The sequence below is a fragment of the Saccharothrix ecbatanensis genome (assembly GCF_014205015.1).
Taxonomy (GTDB): domain Bacteria; phylum Actinomycetota; class Actinomycetes; order Mycobacteriales; family Pseudonocardiaceae; genus Actinosynnema; species Actinosynnema ecbatanense.
Genome location: NZ_JACHMO010000001.1, coordinates 835,099 through 857,581, shown reverse-complemented (window position 1 = coordinate 857,581; position 22,483 = coordinate 835,099). Strand labels below are relative to the sequence as shown.

Genomic DNA, 22,483 nt, shown 5'->3' with positions numbered 1-22,483 from the left:
ACTTAGCGCGCGAGCAGCGAGTCCAGGTGCGACGCCTCACCGGGCAAGGTCTGTTCGGTGTCACCGATGACGTCGGCGTACCCGGTGATCTCCCGGCTGATGGTGTCGGACGGGAACAACTCCGAAGGCCGCGGGTCTTGTTCGGTGGTGCGAATCGTGTCGTACAGGCGTTCCCGGCACCACTCGGCGGTGAGCGTGTCGACGTCCCGTCCGCCGGCACTCGCCGTCACCGCCGCGAGCACCGCCCAACCGGCGAGTTCACCGACCGCGTTCGCGAGCACGTGGTGGTTCCGCTGGTCGCTGAGGTCGACACCGCGACGATTGACCCGCAAGCGCGCCAGGCATCGACTGACCGCGTCGACGGCCGTCGAGCCGCCGAACTGGGCCGCGAGCATCGCGCAGAAGCCGTCGGGGTCCTTGAGGACCGTGGACCCGAGGTACACGGTGACCGCCTCCGTCGCCCCCTCGAAGATGCGCAGCAGCCGGTAGTCGCGGAAGTACTGGCCGACGATGTTGGTGTCGAGGTAGCCGCGCGCGCCGAGCATCTGGACGGAGCTGTCGACGACCCGCCACATCAGTTCGCTGCCCATGATCTTGGCCGCGAAGTACAGCTCGTCGGGCAGGTGGGCTCCCCGGTCGAGCACGCCGGCCATGTGCCCCATCAGGGCGTCGACCGCGTGGGTCGCCGCGACGTTGCCGCTGAGGATCTGCTGGGTCCGGCCGTTGTCGAACAGGCCGCCGGTGGCGACCGTGCGCCGGGACGCGTAACGGTGCGCGAGCTGGAGACACCGTTTCATCGCACCGAGGCTCACGGCTCCGACGAACGCCCGGCCCGCCATGAACGCGCTCTGCGCCACCGCCAGACCTTGGCCCTCGGCGCCGAGCAGCGCCCCCGGCGGCAGCCTCAGATCCCGGATCGCGATGTGGTTCTGCGGAATCCCCTTCATCCCCAGGGTGAGGATCTCCTCCCCCGGGATGAAACCCGGCGTGCCGGCCTCGACCAGAAACCCGGTGATGCCGAGCGGACGGCCGTCGGCGGCTTCGAGTTGCGCGAACACGGTGACGTGCCCGGCCCACGAGCCGAGGCTGATCCAGGACTTGTCGCCGTTGAGCAGGTACCCGCCGTCCGGCAGCTGCCGTGCGGTCGTGGCGATGGCGCGCAGGTCGGAACCGGCGCCGGGTTCGCTGGCCGCGATGGTGGCGAGGCCGGCACCGCGGGCCAGCACCGGCAACACCTCCGCCTTGCGGGCACGATCGGCGAAGTGCCGAACGGGCGTTATGCCGATCGCGTTGTGCACGGCGACCAACAACGTGAGGTTCGGGTCGATCGCCGCGACCTGCTCGATCACCCGGAAGGTGTCCCGGTGGCCGAGTTGTCGGCCGCCGTACTCCCGTTCGACCTGCAAGCCGAGTAAGCCGGCTTTCCCGAGCTCCAGCACGACGGACGGCGGCAGCCCGCGGCGTTCGTCGATCAGCCGGGAGTTGAGGCGCTCGTCGGCGTACCCCCGCAGGAACGACACGATCGGCTCGGCCGGGTCCGGCTGCGACGCGGCGTTGGACCCGTCGTGCCGGTGGATTGTGGCGGTCGGTGCGGTGACAGCTGGCGGTGACTGCATGGACGCTCCTCGCCTGAAGCTAAGTATGACGACCGACATAGCTTCACCTATGACGACCGGTATAGTCAAGCCGGAGGGGGTGCTGTCGATGTCGAGACAACGGTCGGATTCGCGGGACAAGATCATTGAAGGTGCCCGCACGCTGCTGCGACGGCACGGCTATCAGGGCACGGGACTCGCCCAGATCATCGAGTTCAGCGGGGCGCCCCGCGGGTCGGTGTACTTCCTCTTCCCCGGGGGCAAGGAGGAGATGGCGGTGGCCGCGGTGCGGGTGTCGCGCACCTCGATCCCCGAGCTCATCGAGCAGGCCCGGATCGGCGTCACGGTCGAGGAGTGGCTGGAGTCCCTGGTGGACTACTTCGCCGACCAGTTGACCGAGTCGGAGTTCACCGAGGGATGCCCGATCGCCACCATCGTGCTGGACGCCGTGCCGTGGTCAAAGGCGCTGACCGACGCCTGCCGCGAGGTCTACGACGCCTGGATCGCCGCGATCGTGGAAGGGCTTGTCGGGTACGGCGCACCCCGGCCCGTCGCACCATCCCTCGCGGTGACCTTGATGTCCTGTTTGGAGGGCGCCTTGGTGCTGTGCCGGGCCCGCCAGAGCATCGAGCCGCTGCAACAGATCACCCCGCACCTGATCGCCCTGGTCGGACACCACGTGCCGACCCGCTGAGCCGCGTCATAGCCTCCCGCGAACCAGCGCGATGGCCACCGCCGCCGCCGTAAGCGCGCCGAGCAGGCTCGCGACACCGAGTCGGCCGTCCACCGCGTAGGCGGACACGGACGTGATGAGCACGCCCGCGGCCAGCCCCAGCGCGAGGATCAACGCCGGCGCGGCCACCCGTCCACGCAACGACGCGGCGCCCAGCAGGACGGCGCACAGGACGAGGTCGGGCACCAGGAACGGGTTGTCGGCACGCCACGCGTCCGACACGAAGAGGAAACCGAACGTCCCGAGGCTCAGCACCACCGCGGCCACTCGGCCGACCGTGGTCGTGGTGCGGACCCTCGAGGCAGGATTCGAAGTCGTCGTCATGTCTACACCGTAGACTCCACGCCGCGCCTCCGTCTACGCCGTAGACGCGATAGATCGAGTACGGCAGGATGCGGACATGCCGAAGGCCAAGCCGCTGACACCGGCGATCATCGCGGAGGCGGCGCTGCGCATCGGCGACCGCGATGGAGCCAAGGCGATGAGCATGCGACGCATCGCCGGTGAACTCGGCTGCGACCCGATGGCGCTGTACCGGCACTTCCCCGACCGGCAGGCGCTGCTCGACGCCGTCGCCGACCTCGCCATGGCTGACGTTCGCGACCCCGACCCCGGCGCGAACTGGGACCACCGGCTGCACGCGCTGGTCACCGGAATCCGCGCGGCCGCGTTGCGCCACCCCGGCATCGCCCCGCACGTCGCCGCCCGCCCGCCGCTCGCCGAACAGGGCCAACGCCTGGGCGCGGCGATGATGACCGCGCTGACACAGGCCGGGCTCTCCCCTGCCGACGCGATCCGGACCAGCCAGACCCTGGTCGCCTACGCGGCCTCCGCCCTGGCCATGGCGGTGCAGGGCGGCACCCGGGACGAGCGCTGGCACCAGGTCAGCGACACGCTGTCCTCCCTGCCCGACGCCCCACCCGGCGACGGTCTTCCGGCGACCGGCTCGGACGAGCAGTTCGAGTTCGGCCTGCGGCTGCTCCTCCTGGGAATCCGCCACGTCGCGGCGGCCGACGCAGGCGCTTGACCGCACCGAGAACGACCGTGGCCTCACGGAGCAGTGGCCCATCCCCGCGCCCAGGTCCAATACCCCGGAGCCGCGCTCTGGAGCCGCACGTCGGCGGAGGGTTCACCACCCCTGCGCCGACGTGCGGACGGTCCATCAAGCCAGTCGCTCCACCCACACGTCCGCGATCGACGCGCTCGTACGGCGACGCGAGCATCCTGCGCGAGAACTACGACGCGCCATACCGCGTGCGGCACGGTGATCATCGCGTCGGACCAGCCGACGCCGCTCTCGCCGAACTGGCCTTGCGGTGTGGGCACGACCGCCGGCAGGTCGCCGTTGGCGTACTGCGAGTTGCGCATGTCGGCCATCCAGTGGGACAGGAACGCGCGCGTGTCCCGCAAGTAGTTGGCGGTCGGACCGAACAGGCTGATGTCACCGGTCCAGCCCAGCCGCTCGTCCCTGGACGAGGTGCCGGTCGGGATGGACAGGAAGTTCGACCGCCGGCTCCAGGAAATGTTGCTCGACAACTGGTTCAGCATGCCGTTGGACGTGCTGAACGATCCGGTGGCCGGGAGGTCCGAGCCCCAGACCAAGCCCTTGACCGCCGACAACGCCGGCGCCGAGGGTGGGCTGGCTGAGGCGCTTGGCGTCGAGCACCTGCGTCTGCCGCACCGGCTCGTCGCTCTGCGGGACCAGCAGCGCGGTGCGCGACGGCACCTGGAACGGCACCACGTCCAGCGGGTGGAGCGCACCGGTGCTCGACGTCGCGGGGTACACCCACAGCGTCGGCGGCGTCAACCAGATCGGCGGCGGCCGGCCGGGCATGCCGAACGTCGTGCCGACCCCCGACGGCCGGCTGATCTACAACGCCCACGGGAGCGGTGACGTCTGGGTCAACCCGAGCGGCAGCAGCACGGGCGCCTGGACCCGGCAGTTCACCACCATCGAGGCGGGGTACAGCCGCAACCTGACCTACGTCCCCCGCACCGGCCGCGTCCTGATCGTCACCGGGTTCGGCACCATCCGGCACGCCGACATCGACTTCGGCCGTTCCGCCGGGCCTTACTACAAGCTGGTCAACCGGCGCAGCGGCAAGCTCCTCGACGCCTACGGCGCAGACCTCGCCGACAGCGCGAACATCGTGCAGTGGGCCGACAACGGCGGCTTCAACCAACACTGGCACGTCACCGACATCGGCGGCGGCTACCGGGCACTGCTCAACCGCAACAGCGGCCGCGCCGTGTCCATCTACGGCGCCAGCACCGCCGACGCCGCCGGAGCCGTTCAATGGGTGCAGAACCTGGCACCCGACCAGGCCTTCACGCTCGAACCCGTCGGCGACTACTACGAGATCCGCGCCCGCCACAGCGGCAAGCTCCTGACCGTCGCCACCGGATCCACCGCCAACGGCGCGCAGGTCATCCAGTGGCCGGACCAGAACCTGACCGAACAGCAGTGGTCTCTGGTCCAGGTCTCGAGTTAGCCGACGTACGGCAACCACGAGCGGGGAAGGTCACCGAGTCGCGACCCGGTGGCCTTCCCCTGTTCACGTCTTCCGCCGATCGGCGGTCGCGAGGTCCCCGGCACAGGACGATCATCGATGTCAGCCAATGCGTTCGGGGGGTCGACATGGTTGGTGGCGAACGGGATTGGGCTGCGCAGGTGGCGGCCACGGCACAGCGTTACCGGGTGATGCGCGAGCAGGTCGACCGGATCTCCGTGACCGAGACCTCGCGGGACGGGGCAGTCCGCGTCACGGTGTCGTCGACGGGGACGCTGACCGACTTGGTCCTGCCCGACCGGGGACGGAATCCGACCGATCTCGCCGGCGAGGTGATGGACACCCTGCGGCGGGCGCAGGCACGCATCCCCGACCTGATTCGGCAGGCGGCGATCGACACCGGCTGCGGCGACGATCCCCACACCCACCTCGTGGTGGAGTCGGCCAGGGCGCGGTTCCCCGAACAGAAGCAAGATTCGCCGCCGTGGGCCAGCGGGCCGCCACGAGTACCGCCCCCACTCCGTCCGAAGCCGGAAACCGAGGACGACTGGTACGACCAGCCCGCCGTGTTCGACGTCGGAGTTGAACGCTGATGGACGACGGTTACTCCGTCGTCACCGAGGCGCTCACGTCCCACGCACGCGGGCTGGACGAACTCGGCGACGAGCTGCGTGCCGCCGCCGACACCGCGCAGACCATGCTCACCGGCGACGCCTTGGGTCAAGCAGGCACGGAGTTCACCACGTCGGTGGCGCTGCTCGTGCGTGCCGCGCAGCAGGCGATGGCGTCCGGAAATCACCGCGATGACCGGTACGGCGACCAAGATCCGGCATACCGCGACTGAGGTCGAACAGACCGAGAACGTCAACTCCGCGGCGTTCGGCGGCACGTCCGGTGAGCCCCTTGTCTCCTGACCCGGTGATCTCAGACGCGGGGTCCGGCCCGGTGGCGGCGATCGCGGCGACCATCATGGGCGGCACGTGGGTCGTGGGCGGCCGATCGGACGATGTGCAAGCGTTGTCGGCCACGATGAACCCCCTGCGTGCGCTTGATGCCGCCGGTTTGGGCCAGATCACGGGTCTCGTCATGCCGTTGCAGGGTGTGCTGGACCGGATGGCCGGAAACGCCGCCGTGGTGCGGGCGTTCGTCGACTCGTGGCACACGGTCTCCGCCGGCATCGAGGAGGTAGGCCAACGCCTCCGCACGTCCGTCGCCCGGGATACCGGGCAGTGGCGGGGCGCGGCGGCCGACGGGTACCGCGGCCGTGCCACGACGTTCACCGGCTCGCTCGGCGAGTTCGCCGTCGCCGCCGCCGCGACCGCGTCGGTCGCGGACACCGTCGGCCAAGTGGTCGCCGCCGGCCGGACCACCGCGCACGACCTCGCCGCCGACCTCGTGCGGCGGCTGATCGCGTTGGTGCCGCAGTTGATGGCGGCAGAGGGCGGGTTGACGGCGAACGTCCTGGCGCAGGCCGCCGACCTGGTCGACAGCTACGCCAAGCCGGTGGCCGCCGTCGAACGGCAGGTCGCGACGACGCTCGCCAACGCGACCCGATCCGTCACCACGCTGGCCGACGCCGTCGGCGCGATCACCGCGCGGTGGGACGGGTTCGCCTCGTCGGACGGCGTCACCGGGCCGGGCGGCACGACTCGACCGAGTGCGGCCTCGCTGCCTACCCGGTCGGTGGACCAGGCGGTCACCGAGAGGCCGAAGCCGGATCTGACCAAGCCCGGTCCGGTGGTGCCCTGGAGCCAGATGCCCGGGCAGTACTGGCGGTTACGGCCGCCCGGCCACTGGCAGCCGGTCCGTGCGCAGGACGGCACGTCGTGGTTCGACAAGTTGGACCTACAGAGGCAAGGCCAGTACGTGGCGGGGCTGATGAACTCGGTGTCGGGCGGGGCCGCGGGCCCGAACTCGCGGCTGAGCCCCCGCGTGGCGGAACTGGCGCTCAGGCAGAGCCCGACCGGCACCGACGAGGGCTACGTCGGTCTTTCCCGCCGGCACGACCCAGCCGTGTGGTTCGAGCGGCATCACCCGTCGGTGTGGACCGACAAGGACGAGCAGGGCATCTCGCAGACCGATGCCATCAACGTGTACCCGAACCGGATCTACCTGTGGCAGCGTGATGTCGCCGTCATCCCCGACACCGACGCCGCGGACGCGCCGGTGAAGCTGCGGCAGATGCTGCAAGCGGCCGAGCGCCGGTTCCAGGACACGCCGGGCGAGCTGTGGGTCCAAGTCCCGGCCGGCACCACACCGGAGAAGGTGCAGGAACTGGCGAACCGGTTCATGCCGCAGATGGACGGCCTGACGCCCGCCGAACGGCAGAAGCTCACCGACATCGACGTCGTGTTCATGAACCCGAACGGCGAAGTCCAAGGCGCGATCATGCACAACGGCAACCGCAACGACGGTGAACCAAGGCTGCCTCGTAAGCCGTGACAGCGCCACCAATCCGGTTCGTACCGGTGGCCACGGGGAAGTCGCCGTCGGTGCCGGCGATGCCGGTCATCGCGCTGCCCGACCGCAGGCCGGTGGCCGGGTCGAACTGGATCAGCTTGATGCCCGACCAGGAGGAGCCGAAGCTCAGCCACCAGCGGCCCTGGTCGTCCACGACCGGGTTGGGGTCGATGGCGTTGAAGTTGATGACCTGCTTCGAGGAGAGACGATGACGTCTGCCCGTTCGACGCATGCACGCGCGCATCACGCCGCGGCCCGACCGCGTCCACACCTGTCGTCGGGTCGGGGACCGGGCATGAGGTTCACGAGTCTCGCCGTTCGAGTGCCAGGTTCGCCCACCCGCCGCTCACGGCCGTGCGGCCCCGCCCAAGTACGCCGTCGGCGGCGCAGCCTTGAAACTGGTCCTCGATCGCTTGGCCCTGGGCGCGGAGGGACCCGTACACCGTGTGGTACTCCGCTCCGAACTGCACGAACGAGCTTCCACGGGGACCACTGTCGACGGCGCGCAAGTCACGACGCGCGCCGCATTGATACGGGAATGCACCGACCGATCCGACGGCGCAGTGGTCGAACCGACAGATCACAGCAGTGTGTCGCCATTTGACACCCCACACGGCGAACCGCTTCATCCACCTTCGACATCCAGCCGTTCTGCCGAGTCGAGCAGATACTTGGGCAGCTTTGAACTGGCTGCCAGCACCTCGACGCCGACAAGACGATCGTGCGCATCGAAGTCGAGGTTGATCATTCCATCAACCTCGACCGGATCGCAAAGGTACGTACGCGCCACCGACATAACCACCTGCGGATCGATAAAGTAGATGTATGCCGCGTTTGCCTTTTGGTCATAAGTGACCTTCATATTCACCACGGTCAACGCTTCCCCTTCAGGCGCTCGATGTAGGACGTGCCGAAACCATTCATGACGGTATTCATACTACCATCGATCGTTTTCGTCGACAAAACCTTGGATCGGTGATCGCAATAGCCTATCACCACTGCTCTTCGTGAAAGTAGGAGAAAGGCTCTCCCCAAGGACCGCCTGGGCGCCTTCCGGCGAAACCCCACGCTACTCCAAGCGCTGAGCGGCATGGCGCCTTCCTCACTGGCCGGCCCAATCGACAAACCCTGGAAAGATTCGAGGAATTCGGTTGCCGATGGGCTCGAAACGTATCCCTGCGCCTCCAGAGAGCTGATGTCGGACGACACGTCGACGTCAATGCCGCTTAGTTAGTGATCTTGCCGAAGAGGTGGATGCCAGGTGGCCGGTCGTAGCGGGTGCCTGTGTGGTGCGCGCGTTTGATCAGCTTGCTGCCGACGTTGCTGCGTTTGACCACGCGTGGGTAGGAGCGGTGGCGGCGGCCCCGGGCGCGTCGGTGTCGGATCTCCTCAAGCGTCTCGATGATCGCGTTCTTCAGGCGGTGAGGGGGAAAAACCCGCCTGGTTGGTGACCTGGCGGCGCACAGCGTTGAGACTTCGGACGAAGGACAACCCGTCGACGTCGGGCCCGTCGTCCGGACCGAGGCCCTCGGCGGCCTCCAACATCAACGCCCGCACCGCGTAGTGGGTCAGCAGCAACGCCCAGATCTCCTGCCGGACCAACTCCGGGGACTTCGACCGCAGCACCCTGCCATGCGGCATCTGATGGGTCTCGATCTCGTCCAGGGTCAGCTCGAACTCCCACCGCTGCCGATACAGCACCGCCAACTCCACCGCCGGCGCCACCTCGTGATCCATGATCGACACCACCAGGCGGATCATCTCGGGCTGCCCGCCGCGGTCGGTCACCGAGTACTCCACCACCCGCACCGGCAACCGCGACCCCTCCGGCGCCCGCGACCGCTTGCCCCGCTTCAGGTCCGCCTTGACCTTCGAGGGCAGCAGCTCACTGCGGTAGGACCCGTCGGGAAGCCACCCCAACACCGGCAGGTCCACATCGTCACGGACCCGCCACACCAATTGCGCCCCGCTCCGGCGCGCCCGCTGCCACAAGTCGTAGGAGAACACACCGCGATCGGCCAGCACCAGCATGTCCGGCTCGAACGCCGCCACCAACCGCTCGCACAAGCCGCGTTCCTGCACCCGCCAGGAATCCAACTCCGCCGCCACGATCGCATGCGTGCCGCACTCGCCCAGCCCCATGATCCGCACCTGCGGAAACGGGCTCTGCCCGCCCTTGTGCGGCTTCTTGCCGAACTCGGCCACGTTGGCCGCCGTGTCGGGCAAGTCCAGCACGACACCGTCGACCGCCATCACCCGCCACCCGTGAAACCACGCCCCCCGCGTTCCGGCATGGGCCATCGGCACCGCCACCCGGTCGAACAGCACCCGCAGCGGCGCCTCGCCCAACCGCCCCCGCGCCTGGGAGATCGCCCCCGTCGTGGGCACCGTCCACCCCTGCCGCCACGTGCCCAGAAACCGCAGACCGTCGACCAGCTTGCGCATCACCTCTTCGTAACCGTCATCGAAGAACAGGCACAGCGCCAGCACGTAGTAGACGACCACCCGCGCGGGCAGCAGACGCGACCGCCTCTCCCGACGCCCCGTTTCCGCGAGCACCTCGTCCACCAGATCCCGGTCGAACACACGGGCCAGCACACCGATGCTGATCCCATCGGTGAAACGGCGAGCAGACGGCACTGATCAACAGTACTGCCAACCAATCCACTCGCCTCAACCCGCACACCAAGGCCACTAACTAAGCGGCATTGACGTCGACGTGCCGTCCAGGGTACCAGCCAGCCAACTGCAGGCAGAAACCGTTACCGGATCCAGTCGAGAGGTGAAATCTGCCGGTTCCCGGCTCACTAGTAAATCACCCCCAAGCGGAGTCATCGGTATTTCGCGGATCTCGACATCGCCCGGGGTACGGGGCTACCCCAACATCCGACCTTCGTCGAACCCAAGCTCGTCTTCAATCCCTAGTTCGACAGCCGCATGCCAGCGGACGACGTCGGGCCAGGACTGGTCCGTCATCTGACGAATGCGCTCGAAGGCATCCGGCGTGCCAATCTCCCCCAAGGCGGAGACAACTTTCTGACATAGCCAGTAGGCCGGCGCGTCCTTGCCCACCGAGCCGTCTGCCACACGATGCGGCAGTGGACTTTTCGAGCGACACACGATCACTTTATCCGACGGCCGAGCTCCTCATGCATGTCCAGGATCTCATCCCGACTATCTCCGATCGGCAACGCTCCCGGACTGCCGTAGGCCAACTCAAGCAACGCAGCCGTGAGAATTGATATCTCGTCAGCAGTAACATCGAGCTCACGCCAGGAAGCATTGGACACCGGCTGCGGTTCATCGCGGAGACGCCGTACGAGATCGACAGCACAATCCACGCTTCTGCCTGTATGCGCCTCCCACTCCTGACTACCGAGGTCCTCCACGGCGTGCTGGAGCACTAGTGCCCATCGTTCGAATGTGCCGGTATCGCCCGCGAGCCTATAACCAGTCGAGCGGATACCCATCACGCTGCGAGGGATCGGCACATCATCCAACCCGACGACGCGTTCGCCCAGTAGGATCTGGATCCTTTTCCGCTGCCAACCCTTGGCAAGCTGCTTGGCCGTCACACCATCGCCACTGACCTTGTCGATGTCCGCACCAGCTAGCAGGAGGACGCTCACTACATCTTGTTCATCGCGTTCAACCGCATGCATCAGAGCAGTCCGCCCCTTAGCGTCGACCGCGTCGACGTCGGCCCCGGCTTGCAGCAACAAGTCTACCGCGGCGGAGTCTCCGCGGCGCGCAGCGAGAACCAGCACAGGTGTGCCGTCACCACGTCGCTGGTTTGGATCGTCCCCGGCCTCCACAAAGATCCGTAGGACCGCAGGCGCCATCCTTAGCGCTACCGCGTCGACCAGGGATGCACTCGATGCATGTCGGGGCCGAGCGCCATGTGCAAGCACCATTCGCATAATCTGCAACGCCGGCACTTGCGGCATGTGCCGAACCGCGCTCATGGCGTCAACAAGGACGTCAGTGCGGCCAGCGGGTTCCCAATCGATCGCTCCCTGTTCAAGCAACAGCCGGGTAACCTCGAGGTGACATTCTTTGATCGCACGACGCAGCGGCGAGAGGATATATGGATCCGAAGTTCCGATATCCGCTCCGCCCTCGAGCAACCGACGAACAATACTCAAATCACCGTTACCGGCCGAGAAAGCCAGAGCTGAGCCCTGAGTTCGACCAAACGACGCATTCGGATCAGCGCCGAGGGCGAGGGACTGCTCGACACCGGCCTCATCGCGGGCCTTCACAGCATCGAGCAGCCGCCGCGATGCATCAACGTTCATGACTAGGAACTCTACAGGTAGTCACCGCTTCCCGATCAGATAGTGTGTCGTGATTCTGCCGTACTTAATTCCCAGTGTTGGCCACGAGCTTCCTGACGTTCTCCCGGGCCAGGGGGTCGTGGGGCCGTGGCGCCTGTAGTCGTGGGGCGATTCGCGGTTGCGCCGGAGTCCATGGGTGAGAGCGGCGGGGTGTGGTCCAGCGCCTGGGTGCCAGCCTTCTCGTCAAGGCCGAGCACGACGTTCCGCCGGGCGGGGCGAGGTAGAGCCCGGCCACGGCGACGGCCTCCTCGGCGAACGCTGGGTACTTGGACAGCTTGAACGTGCTCTGCCGGTGGCGTCTGATCCCGTTGTCCCGCCGCAGTTTCGCCACATAACACACCCTGGGTGCGTTTGACGTGGGCGGCTATGCCTGTTCGACCAGTACGACAGACCGGTTTCCGTTGGCGGGCTTGCACGACTCGGCGCCAGGATCGCGGCATGCACCAGGGCGGGACATGTCGCCCAGGCGCGGCGTGGGACCGGCCAGCCAACCCTGCCACGCCCTCGGCGTCCTGATCCGCGGCCGCCTGCACCGTGCCCACCGCGTTGAAGCCCGCCCCACGCTCACCAGGGCAGTGGGCCGCGTTGTTCGTGCGATTGATCCGGTCCATCAGGCCGACCCGACCGGGCTGGTTGTTCCAGGTCGGATCCAAATCCTAGTGGGCCGCCACCTCCGGGGTCTTGACCACCAACAGCTCGCTGAACCCCTTGAGGTTCGCCTCCAGCTTCAGGTCCACGTCCGGCAACACGTTCGGGTAGGTCAGCGTCGCCCCGTCCACCACCGGCTCCGGAAGATCGCTCTCCCAGCCCAGGCCCACCTCGTGGCCGTTCTGGACGATCTTCGCCAGCGGCTCGCCCGCCGAGCCCACGCCACCACCCGAGAACACGCCGCGAACGAACTGGTCAAGAAAGACGACCCGGTCGAAGGCGTCCAGAAGCTCATCGACTGCCCCGACCTCGCCTCCGCAGGCCAGGCGGCGGCCGGGATCACGGCGACCTGGACTTGGTCCCAAGGCGATCTACAGACCACGGTCACCCAGTACAACGCCGTCTACCGCGGTATCGCGGGCAAGGACGTGATCAAGCAGGCGCGAGCGGCCGCCAGTTGCCACCGCGGCAGCGGCAGCGGCATCAGTCCTCTGGACCTCGACGAGTACTTCTACGGCGGGGGCGATCTGGGCTTCGCCAAGCCCTTCGTCGACCGGACCTGAAGTACCTCATGTCCAGCACCTTCGCCCAAGCCGTCACCGACCGACTCGTAGCCTGACCCACAGCGGCTGCACCGTGGTTGTCAAGGCTGAGCCTGCGTTCGCTTGGGACCGTCGGAGAGCTTGAGCCAGACGACGCCGGCGATGATCACGGTGAGCCAGAAGGCCTTGACCGGGGTGAGGGTTTCGCCGAAGAAGGTGGGGCCGAGTAGTGCTGCTCCGACGGCGCCGATACCGGCCCAGACGGCGTAGCCGATGCCTACGTCGATGGTGCGTAGGGCGACGCTTAGGGCGAAGAGCGTGAGAAGGAAGAAGACGACCGCGACGAGCGACCAGGAGAGCACGGTGAAGCCTTGGCTGCCTCCGACGGAGAGGGCGTAGCCGACCTCGAAGGCTCCGGCGAGGAGGAGTACGAGCCACGCTCGTGCGGGATTGGTGTCCTGGGTCATCACGCTGCTCCGCTGAGTTGGAGGCCGACGACCCCGGCGATGACGGCGGCGATGCCGAGGAGCTTGCGCCAGTCGAGGCGTTGCCCGAAGAAGAGTGCGCCGAGGACGACGATCCCGACGCCGGCGACGGAGGTCCAGATCGCGTAGCCGACGCCGACGTCGAAGGTCAGGAGCGCCAGGCTGAGGAGGTAGGTGGCGATGCCGCCGCTGACGAGCGTGGCCGTGGTCCAGGCAGGTTGGGTGAAGCCCTGTGCCTTGCCGGCGGAGACGGCGACGGCGATCTCGAAGACGACGGCGATGCCGAGGTAGAACCAGTGCATGGCGGTGTCCTTTCGTCTTGGTGGGTTACGAGTGGGTGGTGAAGTCGGAGCGGTGCAGGTCGCGGTACCGGGTGAAAGGGACCAGACTTCGCTCCACGGCGAGGTGTCGGGCCGTTATCGCGAGGGGCAGTCGGTTGGTTTCGTAGCCGGCCCGGTAGTCGAAGCCCCACGCGGCGGCGGTATCGCGGTCCACGGCGAAGCGGACGGCGGCGATGCCGTGAGAGGCGGCGACGCGGTAGCACAGGGCACACGGCTCGCCCGTCGCCAGCAGCGTGACGCCCTCCAGGCTGGAGCGATCGCGGGCCTGGACGGCCTTGCGTATGGCCATGACCTCCGCGTGCGCGGTGGGGTCGCCGGTCTCGCGGACGAGGTTCACGCCAAGGTCTGAAACCCACCCGTCATCGGCGACAAGCAGCCCGACGAAGGGAATCCCGCCGGACTCGACGTGGCGGACGCTGAACTCCACCGCCTCAGCCATCAGTGCCCCGAGTCGGGTCTTGTCCGCGGTCATGCGGCAGACGCTTCGTTCAGGGCTCGGCGGATCACGTTTTCGTCGGCGACGCCTTCGATGCGCCGGGCGCCGATGATGATCGTTGGCACGACGGTGATGTCGATTCGGGCCGACTCGGCCAGCGCCTGCCGGTGTCGATCGGCGTACCCCTGATCGTCGAGGGCGGCGGCGTACGCGGCCGGGTCGAGTCCCGATTCCTCAGCCAGACGGGCCAGGATCACGCGGTCCCCGATGTCGAGGTTCTCGCGGAAGAACGCCGTCATGACGCGACGGTGGTAGACATCGGATCGGCCCTGGTCCAGGGCGTACTGGGCGCCGCGGAAGGCCAGTTCGGTGTACGGCTGCGGCGAGATCGTCGGCAACCGCATCGGCACCCCGCGGCGGCGTGCCATCGGGTACACGGCACGCTGCCAGATGTCGGGTAGGTACGGGTCCTCTGGTCGAAGGGTGGGTGCCGGATGGGGACGAAGCTCGTGAGCATGGTGAACGACCTCGACACCGGGCCGGTCGGTGGTCGCACGCTCGATCACCTCGTCGGCGATCAGGCAGAACGGGCAGACGTAGTCCGACCACACATGGATCTGAGCGGTCATGGCGACCTCCGGTTCCACAGGGCACCCCTGATGGGCGCGACCCGTAGATCGTGGAACTTCACACCGGTGTCAATTGCAAGAATGGGAGCCGGCGGACAGCTTCAGGAGGTCTCATGCGCATCGGTGAGCTAGCGGATGCGAGTGGCGTCAGCACCCGGTCCCTGCGGTACTACGAGGAGCACGGGCTCATCCGCTCGGAGCGCACCCCCGGTGGGTGGCGTGACTTCGACAGTTCCATGGTCGAGCGGGTCGTCATGATCCAGCACCTGTTCGCTGCCGGCCTGTGCAGCGCCACCGTCAACGAGCTGCTCCCCTGCCTGGAGGCCCCACCCGAAGAGCGCACGGGCGTCATGGAGCAGTTGCTCGCCCAGCAGGTCGAGCGCCTCGAGGCCAAGCGTCGCGACATCGATCGTGAGCTCGACACCCTGCAAGCGCTCCGCAGCGAAACGGCGTTGTCCGGCGAAGTCCCGTGCTCAACGCCACGCGTTCAGCAGCCGCACGACGCATCCTGACTCACGCAACAACCAGGACCAGCGTTCACTGAGCTCGACACATACGCGACAGTGCTCATGGCGGACACGCGGGGTACGAGCGGCCGTACCTGCACACCGACACCCGACCGTCCCTACTCGACCGCCGCCTCGTACACGTCGTCGTAGAGGTCGGCATCCATCGTCAGATGCCCCTGACCATTTACGAAATACACACCGCGCCGATAGCACTCATTGAACACGGCAACCATATTTTCAAGGCTGCCGAACTCGACCTCCGTCTCCTCGCCCACGAGCACACCGGCGACACGAACATTTCCATTCGACCCCCAAACCGCGGCATATACGTCACCGCCCGCTCCTCCGAGCACTGGCACCCAGTGATCACCCAGAACAGGATCACCGGAATAAGAGCCGATAAACCGAGCCGCCTCAATCAAGGACAGTGGAGCGTAGCCGAGGACTATGTTGATATCGTCCTGAATCTGCCCGGGGTGCAACTCGACACCGTTGCACGCCCTCCGCCCGATCACCGTGATCTCCCTGGGTGGGGACGGCCGTACTATCGCGTTCGGACCTCATCGGGGGTTCCACGACGGACTCATTGTCCGTGATCCGGCTATCGAAAAAAATTGCGCAAGTGCCTGTGTCGATTCACGAGGGGCGTCGAGCACCACCATCCTCAACCGCCTCGACGAACTTGCCTGAGAGTTGTCCCGCAATCCCACGAGGCTGCGGGTCGTGGTTTGTCCGGGTCGGTACCGATGGCACCGACCGAGCGAAGCGAACGCCCGAGGTCGCCGGTGAGGATGCGAGGGTATCGCCGCCACCACCACAGGCCAGGGCCGGGCAGCTTGTGGAACTGATCGAGTACTTGACCGTCGTCGTCGATGGTCACGGCCTTGTACCGGTCGTCCAGAGCTTTGATTCGCGGGGTCCAGAGGTGGACGATGTGTTCGTCCAGCAGGAGCCAAGCCTCGTGCAGCCAGTTCCGGCAGTAGAGGTCGTTGGTGTACTCATAGATGTCGTCGCCGTAGCCGCGCTCGATGACGCTCACCAGGGCAGCCCACGCGTTCACCCTTTCAGCGACCGTGAATACCGTCCGCCAGCCGCGCTGGTGCAACCACTCTCCTACCTCGGTTTCAGTAGCCACGGGGTGAGGCTTTCATGCCGAATCCGTCCAGGCGACCGAGATGTGTCCGGCCAGAGCCTGGCTGCACCCGCAGCCTGATCAAGATGAGACGATCCCGCCGTGGCTGATGTGACCTCGGCGTCGGAGCCGTCATGGATAGCCGCGTCCACCGGGCTGAGCCCGTTGCAATCCGGACCTGCTGTGGCACATCACCGTGCTCGACGCTGGAGTCGCCGGCGCGTCCGCTGATGGCGTGCGGAACTGTCCAGGCGTGGGCGCAGGACCCGTAGATCGGCTATCACTTTGCTGCATACCGTTGCCGGTCGGAGCGAACGGCGATGGCACCGGCGTCTCGCTCCAGTGTGGTGAGAACGTCTGCGGCGTCGAACGCTTCGCCGGGTGCTGAGGCGCCCGGTCCCCGGTGTCGGCCGTCCAGGAGTCGGACGGCGCCTTCGACGACGATCGGCGCGGTGACGGCGTAGATGTCGCGGCCGGACGCACTGATTCGCCGGGTGTCCGTGCCCTGGCGGACTACGACGTCCACTACGAACTGCTGTGCCGATCGTCCGTGCTCGTCGGTCGATACCGGCGGCGGGGTGGTGGTGTCACGGAGGTCCGCGAGCGGGGCGGTGTTGAGGTGGGAGCGGAGTTCGCCGATGTCCAGGTGGCGGTCGATCGTGATCACTTCGGAGAACGGCAGTTGCACGACCGACTGCTCACCCAGCGGTGACGGGTAGGACCAGGCGCCGGTCGGTGCGGGGTTCTCCAGAGCGGTCAGCGCGCCGTTGCGGATCACCAGGCGGGTCGCGGTGTTGCGCTCCCCGGTTACCCGGGTGCCGGCGGTCGGCCACCAGCGGTCCAGGCCGATTGCGACCTCTACTTCGTCGGCTTGCGAACCACCGTCTAGTGCGGCCGTGACGAGTAGGTCGGCGAGACCGCCGTAGAAGGCCATGGCGGGGACGACGGCGACGCCCGCGGCTCGGGCGGAGGCGTCTAGGTCGCGGTAGAGCGCCTGCACGACGGGCTGTTCGGCGGTCACGTCGAGGTAGTGCGCGCCGGTCTCGACAGCGGCGCGGGCGAGAGGCAGTGCGGTGTCGAGGAACGGCCCGGCGCAGTTGATCACCGCGGCCGTACCGGCCACCGCCTGCCGGAGCAGGTCGGGATCGTCGACGCCCACCACCCGGCGGTCGAGGGCCGCGTGTCGGGGTGGGACGGCGGCCAGGCGTTCGGCACTGCGGCCCGCCAGCACGGGAACGAGCCCGCGCCGCAGCAGCTCGTCGACGACGAAGCGCCCCGTGTGACCGGTGGCGCCGTAGACAAGGACTCGATCGGTTGCGTTCACGAGACCATCGTCGGGCGCGACACCGGTCCGGCACGAGTGTCCGAAACGACGTGGGCCGTACAATATGCGACATGCCCAGGATCGCCCTCGTCCTGCACGGCTCCGCGATGCTCTACGAGATCGCGATCGCCTCCGAGATCTTCGGCATCGACCGTTCCGAGCTCTCCCCCACCGGCACGTGGTACGACCTCGTGGTCTGCACCGCCGACGGCGCCCCACACCCCTGGCTGGCGCACCTGCCGACCACGTCGTACGCCGGGATCGCCCACGTCGACACCGTCGTCGTGCCGTCGTCCGACGACCTCGACGACAACCCCGACCCGGAACTCCTCGACGCGCTACGTGCCGCCCATGACCGCGGCACCCGCATCGCCTCCCTGTGCACCGGCGCGTTCGTCTTGGCGGCAGCCGGAGTGCTCGACGGGCGGGTCGCGACGACGCACTGGATGTACGCCGAAGACCTCGCCCGCCGCTACCCGCAGGTCGACGTCCGGCCCGACGTGCTCTACGTGGACGAGGGCGACGTGCTCACCTCGGCCGGCAAGACCGCGGCGCTCGACCTCTGCCTCCACTTGGTGCGCCGCGACCTCGGCGCCGCCGCCGCCAACGGGATCGCGAGGCGGCTCGTCGTGCCCGCTCACCGACACGGCGGTCAAGCGCAGTTCATCACCCCACCCGCCGAACCGCGAAGCCCGGACGGGCTCGCACCCACCCTCGAATGGGCGCGTGCCCGCCTCGACCAGCCCCTGACCGTGCGGGACCTCGCCGCACACGCCAACCTCAGCACCCGCCAACTCGCCCGCCGGATGCGGGTCGAGCTCCAGGCCGGGCCGCTCGACTGGCTCCACCACCAACGGATCGCCCGCGCCCAGGAACTCCTCGAACGCACCGACGCCTCCATCGACCACGTCGCGACCAGCTGCGGCATGGGGACCGCGACCACCCTGCGCCGCCACTTCCACCGCGTCCTCGGTGTCACACCCACCGCGTATCGGGCAACGTTCCGCCTGGAGTGACGCCGCAGAGCGACAACGGGACCCGCGACCGGACTGTTACAGCAGTCCGCGCCGGTAGGCGGCCACGAGCCTGCGAGGCACGGCCAACTTGCGGCCGTCGAGGGCGGTGACCGGCACCAGGTCGGGCACCTGCGCCTTCCACTGGGAGCGGCGGTGGCGGGTGTTGCTGCGCGACGTCTTGCGCTTCGGGACGGCCATGTCAGCGGTTCCTCTTGCCGTAGCGGCGGTTGAACTTCTCCACGCGGCCGGCGGTGTCCATCACGCGCTGAGCGCCGGTCCAGAACGGGTGCGAGTCGGACGTGATGTCGACCGTGATCAGCGGGTAGGTGTTGCCGTCCTCCCAGTCGATCGTGCGGGCCGACGTGGCCGTGGACCGGGTCAGGAACGCCTTGCCCGTCGCCTGGTCCTGGAAGACCACCGGGTGGTAGTCGGGGTGGATGCCCTGCTTCACAATTCCTCCATCTCGTCGTGCCACTCGGCGAACGGGTCGACGAACTCCAGTTCGTCGATCAGCGCCAGTTCCTCGTCGGTCACCAGCGCCTCGCGCAGTGCCGCCGTGATCTCGTCCGGCGCAGCCGCCCTGGTGATGACCACCAGTTCCTGCGACCGGTCGCCGTAGTAGGGGTCCCAGACCGCCGATGCGGCTGCCTGGCGTTCGGCGGGCACCTCGGACCAGTCGTCCACGGCCGCGAGCCACGGGCCGAGGTTTCCCACGTTGAGGCCGCCGCCGGCCGATTCCAGCCACAGCGCTACATCCGGCTGGCTGGCCACCCACACCCGGCCACGGGTGCGCACGACGCCGTCGAGCAGGACGTCGATCGCCTGGTGCAGCCGCATGGGGTGGAACGGGCGCCGTTCGGTGAAGTGGACGACGGCCGCGCCATGGGCCGGTCGCAGTGGCGGCTGCCCGTGGAGCAGGGCGCCGAAGCCGTCGTCGAAACGGCCTCGGCGGGCGTCATCGGGGATGGCGGCCAGGAGTTCCGGCACGTCCAACGCGTCCCGGCGCCGCCGTGGCGCGAGCGGGGACAGCCGGTCCAGCACCGCGCCCAGCGCGGGATCGTCACCGGCGCCGGTCAGCACGATCGCGTCGGCGAACTCGGCCTGTCCCACGACCACCTGCGCCACGGTCCGCTCGTCGCCTTCGGCCGCGCCAAGGCCGCGGTCGTGCATCGTGTCCTCGCCGGTCGCGTCGGCGAGCCAGGTCTCGCGGTCCACCACGGTGATCACCGCTTCCACCCGCACGTCGACCTCGCGCAACGCGAAGCAGACGGCTTCCGGCTCCAGCGCCGGGTCCAGGTGCACGACCACCCGACCGCCCAGCCGTTCCAGCAGCGGCAGGAGGTCCAGGCGCAGCGTGCACGAGACGCACCCGTGTGCCAGTTCGAGCACGGTCAGCCGACCATCGACCCAGCGGCGCACCACGCCCTGGGCGAGGTCGCGCAGGTCGTGGCGGACCAGCACCGATCCCGGTGACGCGCGCCAGACCTCCTCGGCGACGTCGTGCTGCGCCAGACCTGCCACCAGTAGGACCTCGGTTCCCATGTGGGTTAGCCTAACGGAAACGATTGTCGTTTCAAATTGGAGGTAGCGTGTCGTCACGGCACTGCCAGGTCACCGGGCGCAAGCCCGGCTTCGGCAAACAGGTCTCGCACTCACACCGGCGCACCTCGCGCCGATGGCTGCCCAACACGCAACGCCGCAGGTACTGGCTGCCTTCGGAGAACCGGACCGTGGTGCTGAACCTGTCGACCAAGGGCATCAAGACCGTGGACAAGCGAGGCATCGAGTCCGTGGTGGCCGACCTGCGCCGCCAGGGGGTGAAGGTCTGATGGCCAAGTCCACCGACGTCCGGCCCATCATCAAGCTCCGCTCCACCGCGGGCACCGGCTACACCTACGTGACCCGCAAGAACCGCCGCAACGACCCCGACCGCATGGTGCTGCGCAAGTTCGACCCCGTGGTGCGCAAGCACGTCGACTTCCGCGAGGAGCGCTGATGGCCAAGAAGTCCAAGATCGTGAAGGACCGGCAGCGACGCGAGGTCGTCGCCCGGTACGCCGAGCGTCGCGCGGAGTTGAAGGAGCTCGTCCGCATCGACCCGGAGCGCCGCGACGAGGCCCTGCGGGCGTTGCGGAAGCTGCCCCGTGACGCCAGTCCCACGAGGCTGCGCAACCGTGACGCCGTGGACGGTCGCCCGCGGGCGTTCAACCGGGCGTTCGGCCTGTCCCGCATCCGCCTGCGCGAGATGGCGCACCGGGGGGAACTGCCCGGCGTCAGCAAGTCGAGCTGGTGAGCCGGATGCCCAAGATCGAACGCGCACCGAAGCGCCGGGTGAACCTCCTGCGCAAGGAGGGAGTGACCACAGTGGACTGGAAGGACGCGGCGCTGCTGCGGAAGTTCATCTCCGACCGCGGCAAGATCCGCTCGCGCCGGGTCACCGGCCTGTCGCCACAAGAACAGCGTCAGGTCACCACCGCCATCAAGAACGCACGCGAGATGGCGCTGCTCCCCTACCCCGGCCAAGGACGTTGACCGACCGGGTGTGCTCCGCTCAGCTGGCGGAGCACACCCGTCCCCTACTGGAAAGAAACCCATGACCACCGATCCACGCGTCCCCGTCACCGTGCTGTCCGGCTTCCTCGGCGCGGGCAAGACCACACTGCTCAACCACGTGCTGGCCAACCGCGAAGGACGCCGGGTGGCGGTGGTGGTCAACGACATGAGCGAGGTCAACATCGACGCCGCCCTGGTCTCCGGACGCGGCGGCGAGCGGCTGGTGGAGCTGACCAACGGCTGCATCTGCTGCACGCTGCGCGAAGACCTGCTGGAAAGCGTCGGCGCGCTGGCCCGCGAAGGCCGGTTCGACACCATCCTCATCGAGTCCACCGGCATCTCCGAGCCGATGCCGGTGGCCGCGACGTTCGAGTGGACGTTCGAGGACGGCACCAGCCTGTCCGACCACGCGCGCCTGGACACGATGGTCACCGTGGTCGACGCCGCGAACTTCCTGCCGGAACTCGAACGCGGCGACCGGCTCGACGAGCGCGACCTCGCCGCCGCCGAGGGCGACGAGCGGGGCATCTCCGACCTCCTGGTGGACCAGGTGGAGTTCGCCGACGTGCTGGTGCTCAACAAGACCGACCTGGCCACACCGGACCAGCTCGCCACCGTCGAAGGGCTGCTGCGCAAGCTCAACCCGAACGCCCGGCTGGTCCGGTCGCGCCGCGGCGTGGTCGGCCTGGCCGAGGTGCTCGACACCGGCCGCTACGACCCGGTCACCGCGGCCACGTCACCGGGATGGGCCGAGGAATTGGCGGGCTCGCACACCCCGGAGACCGAGGAGTACGGCATCCGATCGGTCACGTACCGCGCCGACCGTCCGTTCCACCCCGCCCGGCTGGCCGCCGCGCTGGAGGACTGGCAGGGCGTCGTGCGCAGCAAGGGTTTCTGCCACATCGCCAGCCGTCCGCACATGCTCGCCGTGTGGTCCCAGGCCGGGCCCACGCTGACCATCGAACCCGGCGAGTTGCTCGACGGCCACACCGCGCGGCAGGAACTGGTGTTCATCGGCGTCGACCTGGACCGCGACGAACCCCGCCGCCGCCTCGACCCCGCGCTGCTCACCGACGCCGAACTGGCGGTCGGTCCGACCGCGTGGCGGCGGTTTCACGACCCGCTGCCCGCGTGGGACGACCTGGACGCCCACGAGCACTTCGTCCCGCTCCCGAGACGCCTGCTGAAGCGCTGAACGCGGGTGCGGGGCCCGGACCAGTTCGTCCGAGCCCCG

General features: G+C 68.1%; 32 protein-coding genes. 15 read left to right on the top strand and 17 right to left on the bottom strand.

The window, feature by feature from the left end; translation table 11 throughout:
• Nucleotides 1-2 precede the first annotated feature (2 nt).
• Nucleotides 3-1,616: an acyl-CoA dehydrogenase family protein gene (locus F4560_RS03935; RefSeq protein ID WP_184916343.1), complete on the bottom strand. Its 1,614-nt coding sequence runs from the start codon at nucleotides 1,614-1,616 to the stop codon at nucleotides 3-5.
• An 88-nt stretch (nucleotides 1,617-1,704) separates the two neighbouring features.
• Here F4560_RS03935 and F4560_RS03930 point away from each other — a divergent pair, with 88 nt between their 5' ends.
• On the top strand, nucleotides 1,705-2,289 hold the full coding sequence (locus F4560_RS03930; RefSeq protein WP_184916341.1) for a TetR/AcrR family transcriptional regulator: 585 nt from the start codon (nucleotides 1,705-1,707) through the stop codon (nucleotides 2,287-2,289).
• A 6-nt stretch (nucleotides 2,290-2,295) separates the two neighbouring features.
• On the opposite strand, the gene F4560_RS03925 is transcribed toward F4560_RS03930, so the two are convergent.
• The gene (locus tag F4560_RS03925) at nucleotides 2,296-2,652 is read right to left on the bottom strand and encodes a hypothetical protein (RefSeq protein WP_184916339.1); all 357 of its coding nucleotides are present in this window, start codon (nucleotides 2,650-2,652) and stop codon (nucleotides 2,296-2,298) included.
• A 76-nt stretch (nucleotides 2,653-2,728) separates the two neighbouring features.
• Between F4560_RS03925 and F4560_RS03920 the strand changes: the two genes are divergently transcribed.
• Complete coding sequence (locus tag F4560_RS03920) at nucleotides 2,729-3,355, top strand: TetR/AcrR family transcriptional regulator (RefSeq protein WP_184916337.1); 627 nt, start codon at nucleotides 2,729-2,731, stop codon at nucleotides 3,353-3,355.
• A gap of 23 nt (nucleotides 3,356-3,378) precedes the next feature.
• Here F4560_RS03920 and F4560_RS03915 read toward each other — a convergent pair whose 3' ends face one another.
• On the bottom strand, nucleotides 3,379-3,948 hold the full coding sequence (locus F4560_RS03915; RefSeq protein ID WP_246477714.1) for an alpha-L-rhamnosidase-related protein: 570 nt from the start codon (nucleotides 3,946-3,948) through the stop codon (nucleotides 3,379-3,381).
• 32 nt (nucleotides 3,949-3,980) lie between these two features.
• Here F4560_RS03915 and F4560_RS03910 point away from each other — a divergent pair, with 32 nt between their 5' ends.
• From F4560_RS03910 to F4560_RS03890, 5 genes are all read left to right on the top strand, one after another.
• Nucleotides 3,981-4,820, top strand: coding sequence for an RICIN domain-containing protein (locus F4560_RS03910; RefSeq protein WP_246477713.1), 840 nt, complete (start codon nucleotides 3,981-3,983; stop codon nucleotides 4,818-4,820).
• Between the two features lie 179 nt (nucleotides 4,821-4,999).
• Nucleotides 5,000-5,431, top strand: coding sequence for a YbaB/EbfC family nucleoid-associated protein (locus F4560_RS03905; protein ID WP_184916332.1), 432 nt, complete (start codon nucleotides 5,000-5,002; stop codon nucleotides 5,429-5,431).
• Nucleotides 5,431-5,682: a hypothetical protein gene (locus F4560_RS03900; protein ID WP_184916330.1), complete on the top strand. Its 252-nt coding sequence runs from the start codon at nucleotides 5,431-5,433 to the stop codon at nucleotides 5,680-5,682. The genes F4560_RS03905 and F4560_RS03900 overlap by 1 nt, the downstream gene beginning before the upstream one ends.
• A gap of 74 nt (nucleotides 5,683-5,756) precedes the next feature.
• Complete coding sequence (locus F4560_RS03895; protein ID WP_184916327.1) at nucleotides 5,757-7,280, top strand: hypothetical protein; 1,524 nt, start codon at nucleotides 5,757-5,759, stop codon at nucleotides 7,278-7,280.
• A gap of 26 nt (nucleotides 7,281-7,306) precedes the next feature.
• A complete protein-coding gene (locus tag F4560_RS03890) occupies nucleotides 7,307-7,510 on the top strand; it encodes a hypothetical protein (RefSeq protein ID WP_184916324.1) in 204 nt (67 codons plus the stop codon).
• Nucleotides 7,511-7,923: 413 nt separating this feature from the next.
• On the opposite strand, the gene F4560_RS03885 is transcribed toward F4560_RS03890, so the two are convergent.
• From F4560_RS03885 to F4560_RS03870, 4 genes are all read right to left on the bottom strand, one after another.
• Entirely contained in the window at nucleotides 7,924-8,169 is a 246-nt protein-coding gene (locus F4560_RS03885) for a DUF2283 domain-containing protein (RefSeq protein ID WP_184928883.1), read from the bottom strand.
• 518 nt (nucleotides 8,170-8,687) lie between these two features.
• Nucleotides 8,688-9,938: an IS4 family transposase gene (locus tag F4560_RS03880; RefSeq protein ID WP_184916321.1), complete on the bottom strand. Its 1,251-nt coding sequence runs from the start codon at nucleotides 9,936-9,938 to the stop codon at nucleotides 8,688-8,690.
• A 482-nt stretch (nucleotides 9,939-10,420) separates the two neighbouring features.
• On the bottom strand, nucleotides 10,421-11,596 hold the full coding sequence (locus F4560_RS03875) for an ankyrin repeat domain-containing protein (RefSeq protein ID WP_184916318.1): 1,176 nt from the start codon (nucleotides 11,594-11,596) through the stop codon (nucleotides 10,421-10,423).
• A 695-nt stretch (nucleotides 11,597-12,291) separates the two neighbouring features.
• Nucleotides 12,292-12,453: a hypothetical protein gene (locus F4560_RS03870; RefSeq protein ID WP_184916315.1), complete on the bottom strand. Its 162-nt coding sequence runs from the start codon at nucleotides 12,451-12,453 to the stop codon at nucleotides 12,292-12,294.
• A 3-nt stretch (nucleotides 12,454-12,456) separates the two neighbouring features.
• Between F4560_RS03870 and F4560_RS03865 the strand changes: the two genes are divergently transcribed.
• Complete coding sequence (locus F4560_RS03865; protein WP_184916312.1) at nucleotides 12,457-12,846, top strand: hypothetical protein; 390 nt, start codon at nucleotides 12,457-12,459, stop codon at nucleotides 12,844-12,846.
• Between the two features lie 80 nt (nucleotides 12,847-12,926).
• On the opposite strand, the gene F4560_RS03860 is transcribed toward F4560_RS03865, so the two are convergent.
• Genes F4560_RS03860 through F4560_RS03845 form a run of 4 tightly spaced genes read right to left on the bottom strand, consistent with a single transcriptional unit; the run spans nucleotide 12,927 to nucleotide 14,734 of the window.
• Nucleotides 12,927-13,292, bottom strand: coding sequence for a DMT family transporter (locus F4560_RS03860; protein ID WP_184916310.1), 366 nt, complete (start codon nucleotides 13,290-13,292; stop codon nucleotides 12,927-12,929).
• The gene (locus F4560_RS03855) at nucleotides 13,292-13,612 is read right to left on the bottom strand and encodes a DMT family transporter (protein WP_184916306.1); all 321 of its coding nucleotides are present in this window, start codon (nucleotides 13,610-13,612) and stop codon (nucleotides 13,292-13,294) included. Before F4560_RS03855 ends, F4560_RS03860 begins: the two co-directional genes overlap by 1 nt.
• A 25-nt stretch (nucleotides 13,613-13,637) precedes the next feature.
• A complete protein-coding gene (locus F4560_RS03850) occupies nucleotides 13,638-14,123 on the bottom strand; it encodes a nucleoside deaminase (protein WP_221483325.1) in 486 nt (161 codons plus the stop codon).
• Nucleotides 14,120-14,734 (bottom strand): DsbA family oxidoreductase, encoded by a 615-nt coding sequence (locus tag F4560_RS03845; protein WP_221483324.1) that lies wholly within the window; start codon nucleotides 14,732-14,734, stop codon nucleotides 14,120-14,122. The genes F4560_RS03850 and F4560_RS03845 overlap by 4 nt, the downstream gene beginning before the upstream one ends.
• A gap of 95 nt (nucleotides 14,735-14,829) precedes the next feature.
• Between F4560_RS03845 and F4560_RS03840 the strand changes: the two genes are divergently transcribed.
• Nucleotides 14,830-15,228 carry a MerR family transcriptional regulator gene (locus F4560_RS03840; RefSeq protein WP_184916300.1) on the top strand — a complete coding sequence of 133 codons (399 nt, stop codon included), beginning with the start codon at nucleotides 14,830-14,832 and terminating at the stop codon, nucleotides 15,226-15,228.
• 113 nt (nucleotides 15,229-15,341) lie between these two features.
• Here F4560_RS03840 and F4560_RS03835 read toward each other — a convergent pair whose 3' ends face one another.
• The 3 genes from F4560_RS03835 to F4560_RS03825 form a co-directional block, all read right to left on the bottom strand.
• Entirely contained in the window at nucleotides 15,342-15,740 is a 399-nt protein-coding gene (locus F4560_RS03835; RefSeq protein ID WP_184916297.1) for a hypothetical protein, read from the bottom strand.
• 149 nt (nucleotides 15,741-15,889) lie between these two features.
• Entirely contained in the window at nucleotides 15,890-16,360 is a 471-nt protein-coding gene (locus tag F4560_RS03830) for a hypothetical protein (protein WP_221483323.1), read from the bottom strand.
• A 277-nt stretch (nucleotides 16,361-16,637) separates the two neighbouring features.
• Nucleotides 16,638-17,681, bottom strand: coding sequence for a saccharopine dehydrogenase family protein (locus F4560_RS03825; RefSeq protein WP_312868366.1), 1,044 nt, complete (start codon nucleotides 17,679-17,681; stop codon nucleotides 16,638-16,640).
• Nucleotides 17,682-17,752: 71 nt separating this feature from the next.
• Here F4560_RS03825 and F4560_RS03820 point away from each other — a divergent pair, with 71 nt between their 5' ends.
• The gene (locus F4560_RS03820; RefSeq protein ID WP_184916291.1) at nucleotides 17,753-18,697 is read left to right on the top strand and encodes a GlxA family transcriptional regulator; all 945 of its coding nucleotides are present in this window, start codon (nucleotides 17,753-17,755) and stop codon (nucleotides 18,695-18,697) included.
• Nucleotides 18,698-18,733: 36 nt separating this feature from the next.
• On the opposite strand, the gene rpmF is transcribed toward F4560_RS03820, so the two are convergent.
• Genes rpmF through mrf form a run of 3 tightly spaced genes read right to left on the bottom strand, consistent with a single transcriptional unit; the run spans nucleotide 18,734 to nucleotide 20,239 of the window.
• Entirely contained in the window at nucleotides 18,734-18,895 is a 162-nt protein-coding gene (rpmF, locus tag F4560_RS03815) for a 50S ribosomal protein L32 (RefSeq protein ID WP_184916288.1), read from the bottom strand.
• Nucleotide 18,896: 1 nt separating this feature from the next.
• Nucleotides 18,897-19,148 (bottom strand): type B 50S ribosomal protein L31, encoded by a 252-nt coding sequence (locus tag F4560_RS03810; RefSeq protein ID WP_184916285.1) that lies wholly within the window; start codon nucleotides 19,146-19,148, stop codon nucleotides 18,897-18,899.
• Nucleotides 19,145-20,239, bottom strand: a complete 1,095-nt coding sequence (gene mrf / locus F4560_RS03805) for a ribosome hibernation factor-recruiting GTPase MRF (RefSeq protein WP_184916281.1) — start codon at nucleotides 20,237-20,239, stop codon at nucleotides 19,145-19,147. Before mrf ends, F4560_RS03810 begins: the two co-directional genes overlap by 4 nt.
• 47 nt (nucleotides 20,240-20,286) lie before the next feature.
• Between mrf and rpmB the strand changes: the two genes are divergently transcribed.
• The 5 genes from rpmB to F4560_RS03780 all read left to right on the top strand — a co-directional run bounded on the left by rpmB (nucleotide 20,287) and on the right by F4560_RS03780 (nucleotide 22,444).
• A complete protein-coding gene (gene rpmB, locus F4560_RS03800) occupies nucleotides 20,287-20,526 on the top strand; it encodes a 50S ribosomal protein L28 (protein WP_184916278.1) in 240 nt (79 codons plus the stop codon).
• On the top strand, nucleotides 20,526-20,693 hold the full coding sequence (rpmG, locus tag F4560_RS03795) for a 50S ribosomal protein L33 (protein ID WP_221483321.1): 168 nt from the start codon (nucleotides 20,526-20,528) through the stop codon (nucleotides 20,691-20,693). The genes rpmB and rpmG overlap by 1 nt, the downstream gene beginning before the upstream one ends.
• Nucleotides 20,693-20,989 (top strand): 30S ribosomal protein S14, encoded by a 297-nt coding sequence (gene rpsN / locus F4560_RS03790; protein WP_184916276.1) that lies wholly within the window; start codon nucleotides 20,693-20,695, stop codon nucleotides 20,987-20,989. Before rpmG ends, rpsN begins: the two co-directional genes overlap by 1 nt.
• A 5-nt stretch (nucleotides 20,990-20,994) precedes the next feature.
• Entirely contained in the window at nucleotides 20,995-21,228 is a 234-nt protein-coding gene (gene rpsR, locus F4560_RS03785; RefSeq protein WP_184916273.1) for a 30S ribosomal protein S18, read from the top strand.
• Nucleotides 21,229-21,289: 61 nt separating this feature from the next.
• Nucleotides 21,290-22,444 (top strand): GTP-binding protein, encoded by a 1,155-nt coding sequence (locus tag F4560_RS03780; protein WP_184916270.1) that lies wholly within the window; start codon nucleotides 21,290-21,292, stop codon nucleotides 22,442-22,444.
• The last annotated feature ends 39 nt before the right edge of the window (nucleotides 22,445-22,483 follow it).

Coding starts and splice junctions, on each gene's coding strand:
- F4560_RS03935 (WP_184916343.1), bottom strand. CDS start 1,616: ATGCAGTCACCGCCAGCTGTCACCGCACCGACCGCCACAATCCACCGG.
- F4560_RS03930 (WP_184916341.1), top strand. CDS start 1,705: ATGTCGAGACAACGGTCGGATTCGCGGGACAAGATCATTGAAGGTGCC.
- F4560_RS03925 (WP_184916339.1), bottom strand. CDS start 2,652: ATGACGACGACTTCGAATCCTGCCTCGAGGGTCCGCACCACGACCACG.
- F4560_RS03920 (WP_184916337.1), top strand. CDS start 2,729: ATGCCGAAGGCCAAGCCGCTGACACCGGCGATCATCGCGGAGGCGGCG.
- F4560_RS03900 (WP_184916330.1), top strand. CDS start 5,431: ATGGACGACGGTTACTCCGTCGTCACCGAGGCGCTCACGTCCCACGCA.
- F4560_RS03875 (WP_184916318.1), bottom strand. CDS start 11,596: ATGAACGTTGATGCATCGCGGCGGCTGCTCGATGCTGTGAAGGCCCGC.
- F4560_RS03860 (WP_184916310.1), bottom strand. CDS start 13,292: ATGACCCAGGACACCAATCCCGCACGAGCGTGGCTCGTACTCCTCCTC.
- F4560_RS03855 (WP_184916306.1), bottom strand. CDS start 13,612: ATGCACTGGTTCTACCTCGGCATCGCCGTCGTCTTCGAGATCGCCGTC.
- F4560_RS03850 (WP_221483325.1), bottom strand. CDS start 14,123: ATGACCGCGGACAAGACCCGACTCGGGGCACTGATGGCTGAGGCGGTG.
- F4560_RS03840 (WP_184916300.1), top strand. CDS start 14,830: ATGCGCATCGGTGAGCTAGCGGATGCGAGTGGCGTCAGCACCCGGTCC.
- F4560_RS03820 (WP_184916291.1), top strand. CDS start 17,753: ATGCCCAGGATCGCCCTCGTCCTGCACGGCTCCGCGATGCTCTACGAG.
- rpmF (WP_184916288.1), bottom strand. CDS start 18,895: ATGGCCGTCCCGAAGCGCAAGACGTCGCGCAGCAACACCCGCCACCGC.
- mrf (WP_184916281.1), bottom strand. CDS start 20,239: ATGGGAACCGAGGTCCTACTGGTGGCAGGTCTGGCGCAGCACGACGTC.
- rpmG (WP_221483321.1), top strand. CDS start 20,526: ATGGCCAAGTCCACCGACGTCCGGCCCATCATCAAGCTCCGCTCCACC.
- rpsN (WP_184916276.1), top strand. CDS start 20,693: ATGGCCAAGAAGTCCAAGATCGTGAAGGACCGGCAGCGACGCGAGGTC.
- rpsR (WP_184916273.1), top strand. CDS start 20,995: ATGCCCAAGATCGAACGCGCACCGAAGCGCCGGGTGAACCTCCTGCGC.
- F4560_RS03780 (WP_184916270.1), top strand. CDS start 21,290: ATGACCACCGATCCACGCGTCCCCGTCACCGTGCTGTCCGGCTTCCTC.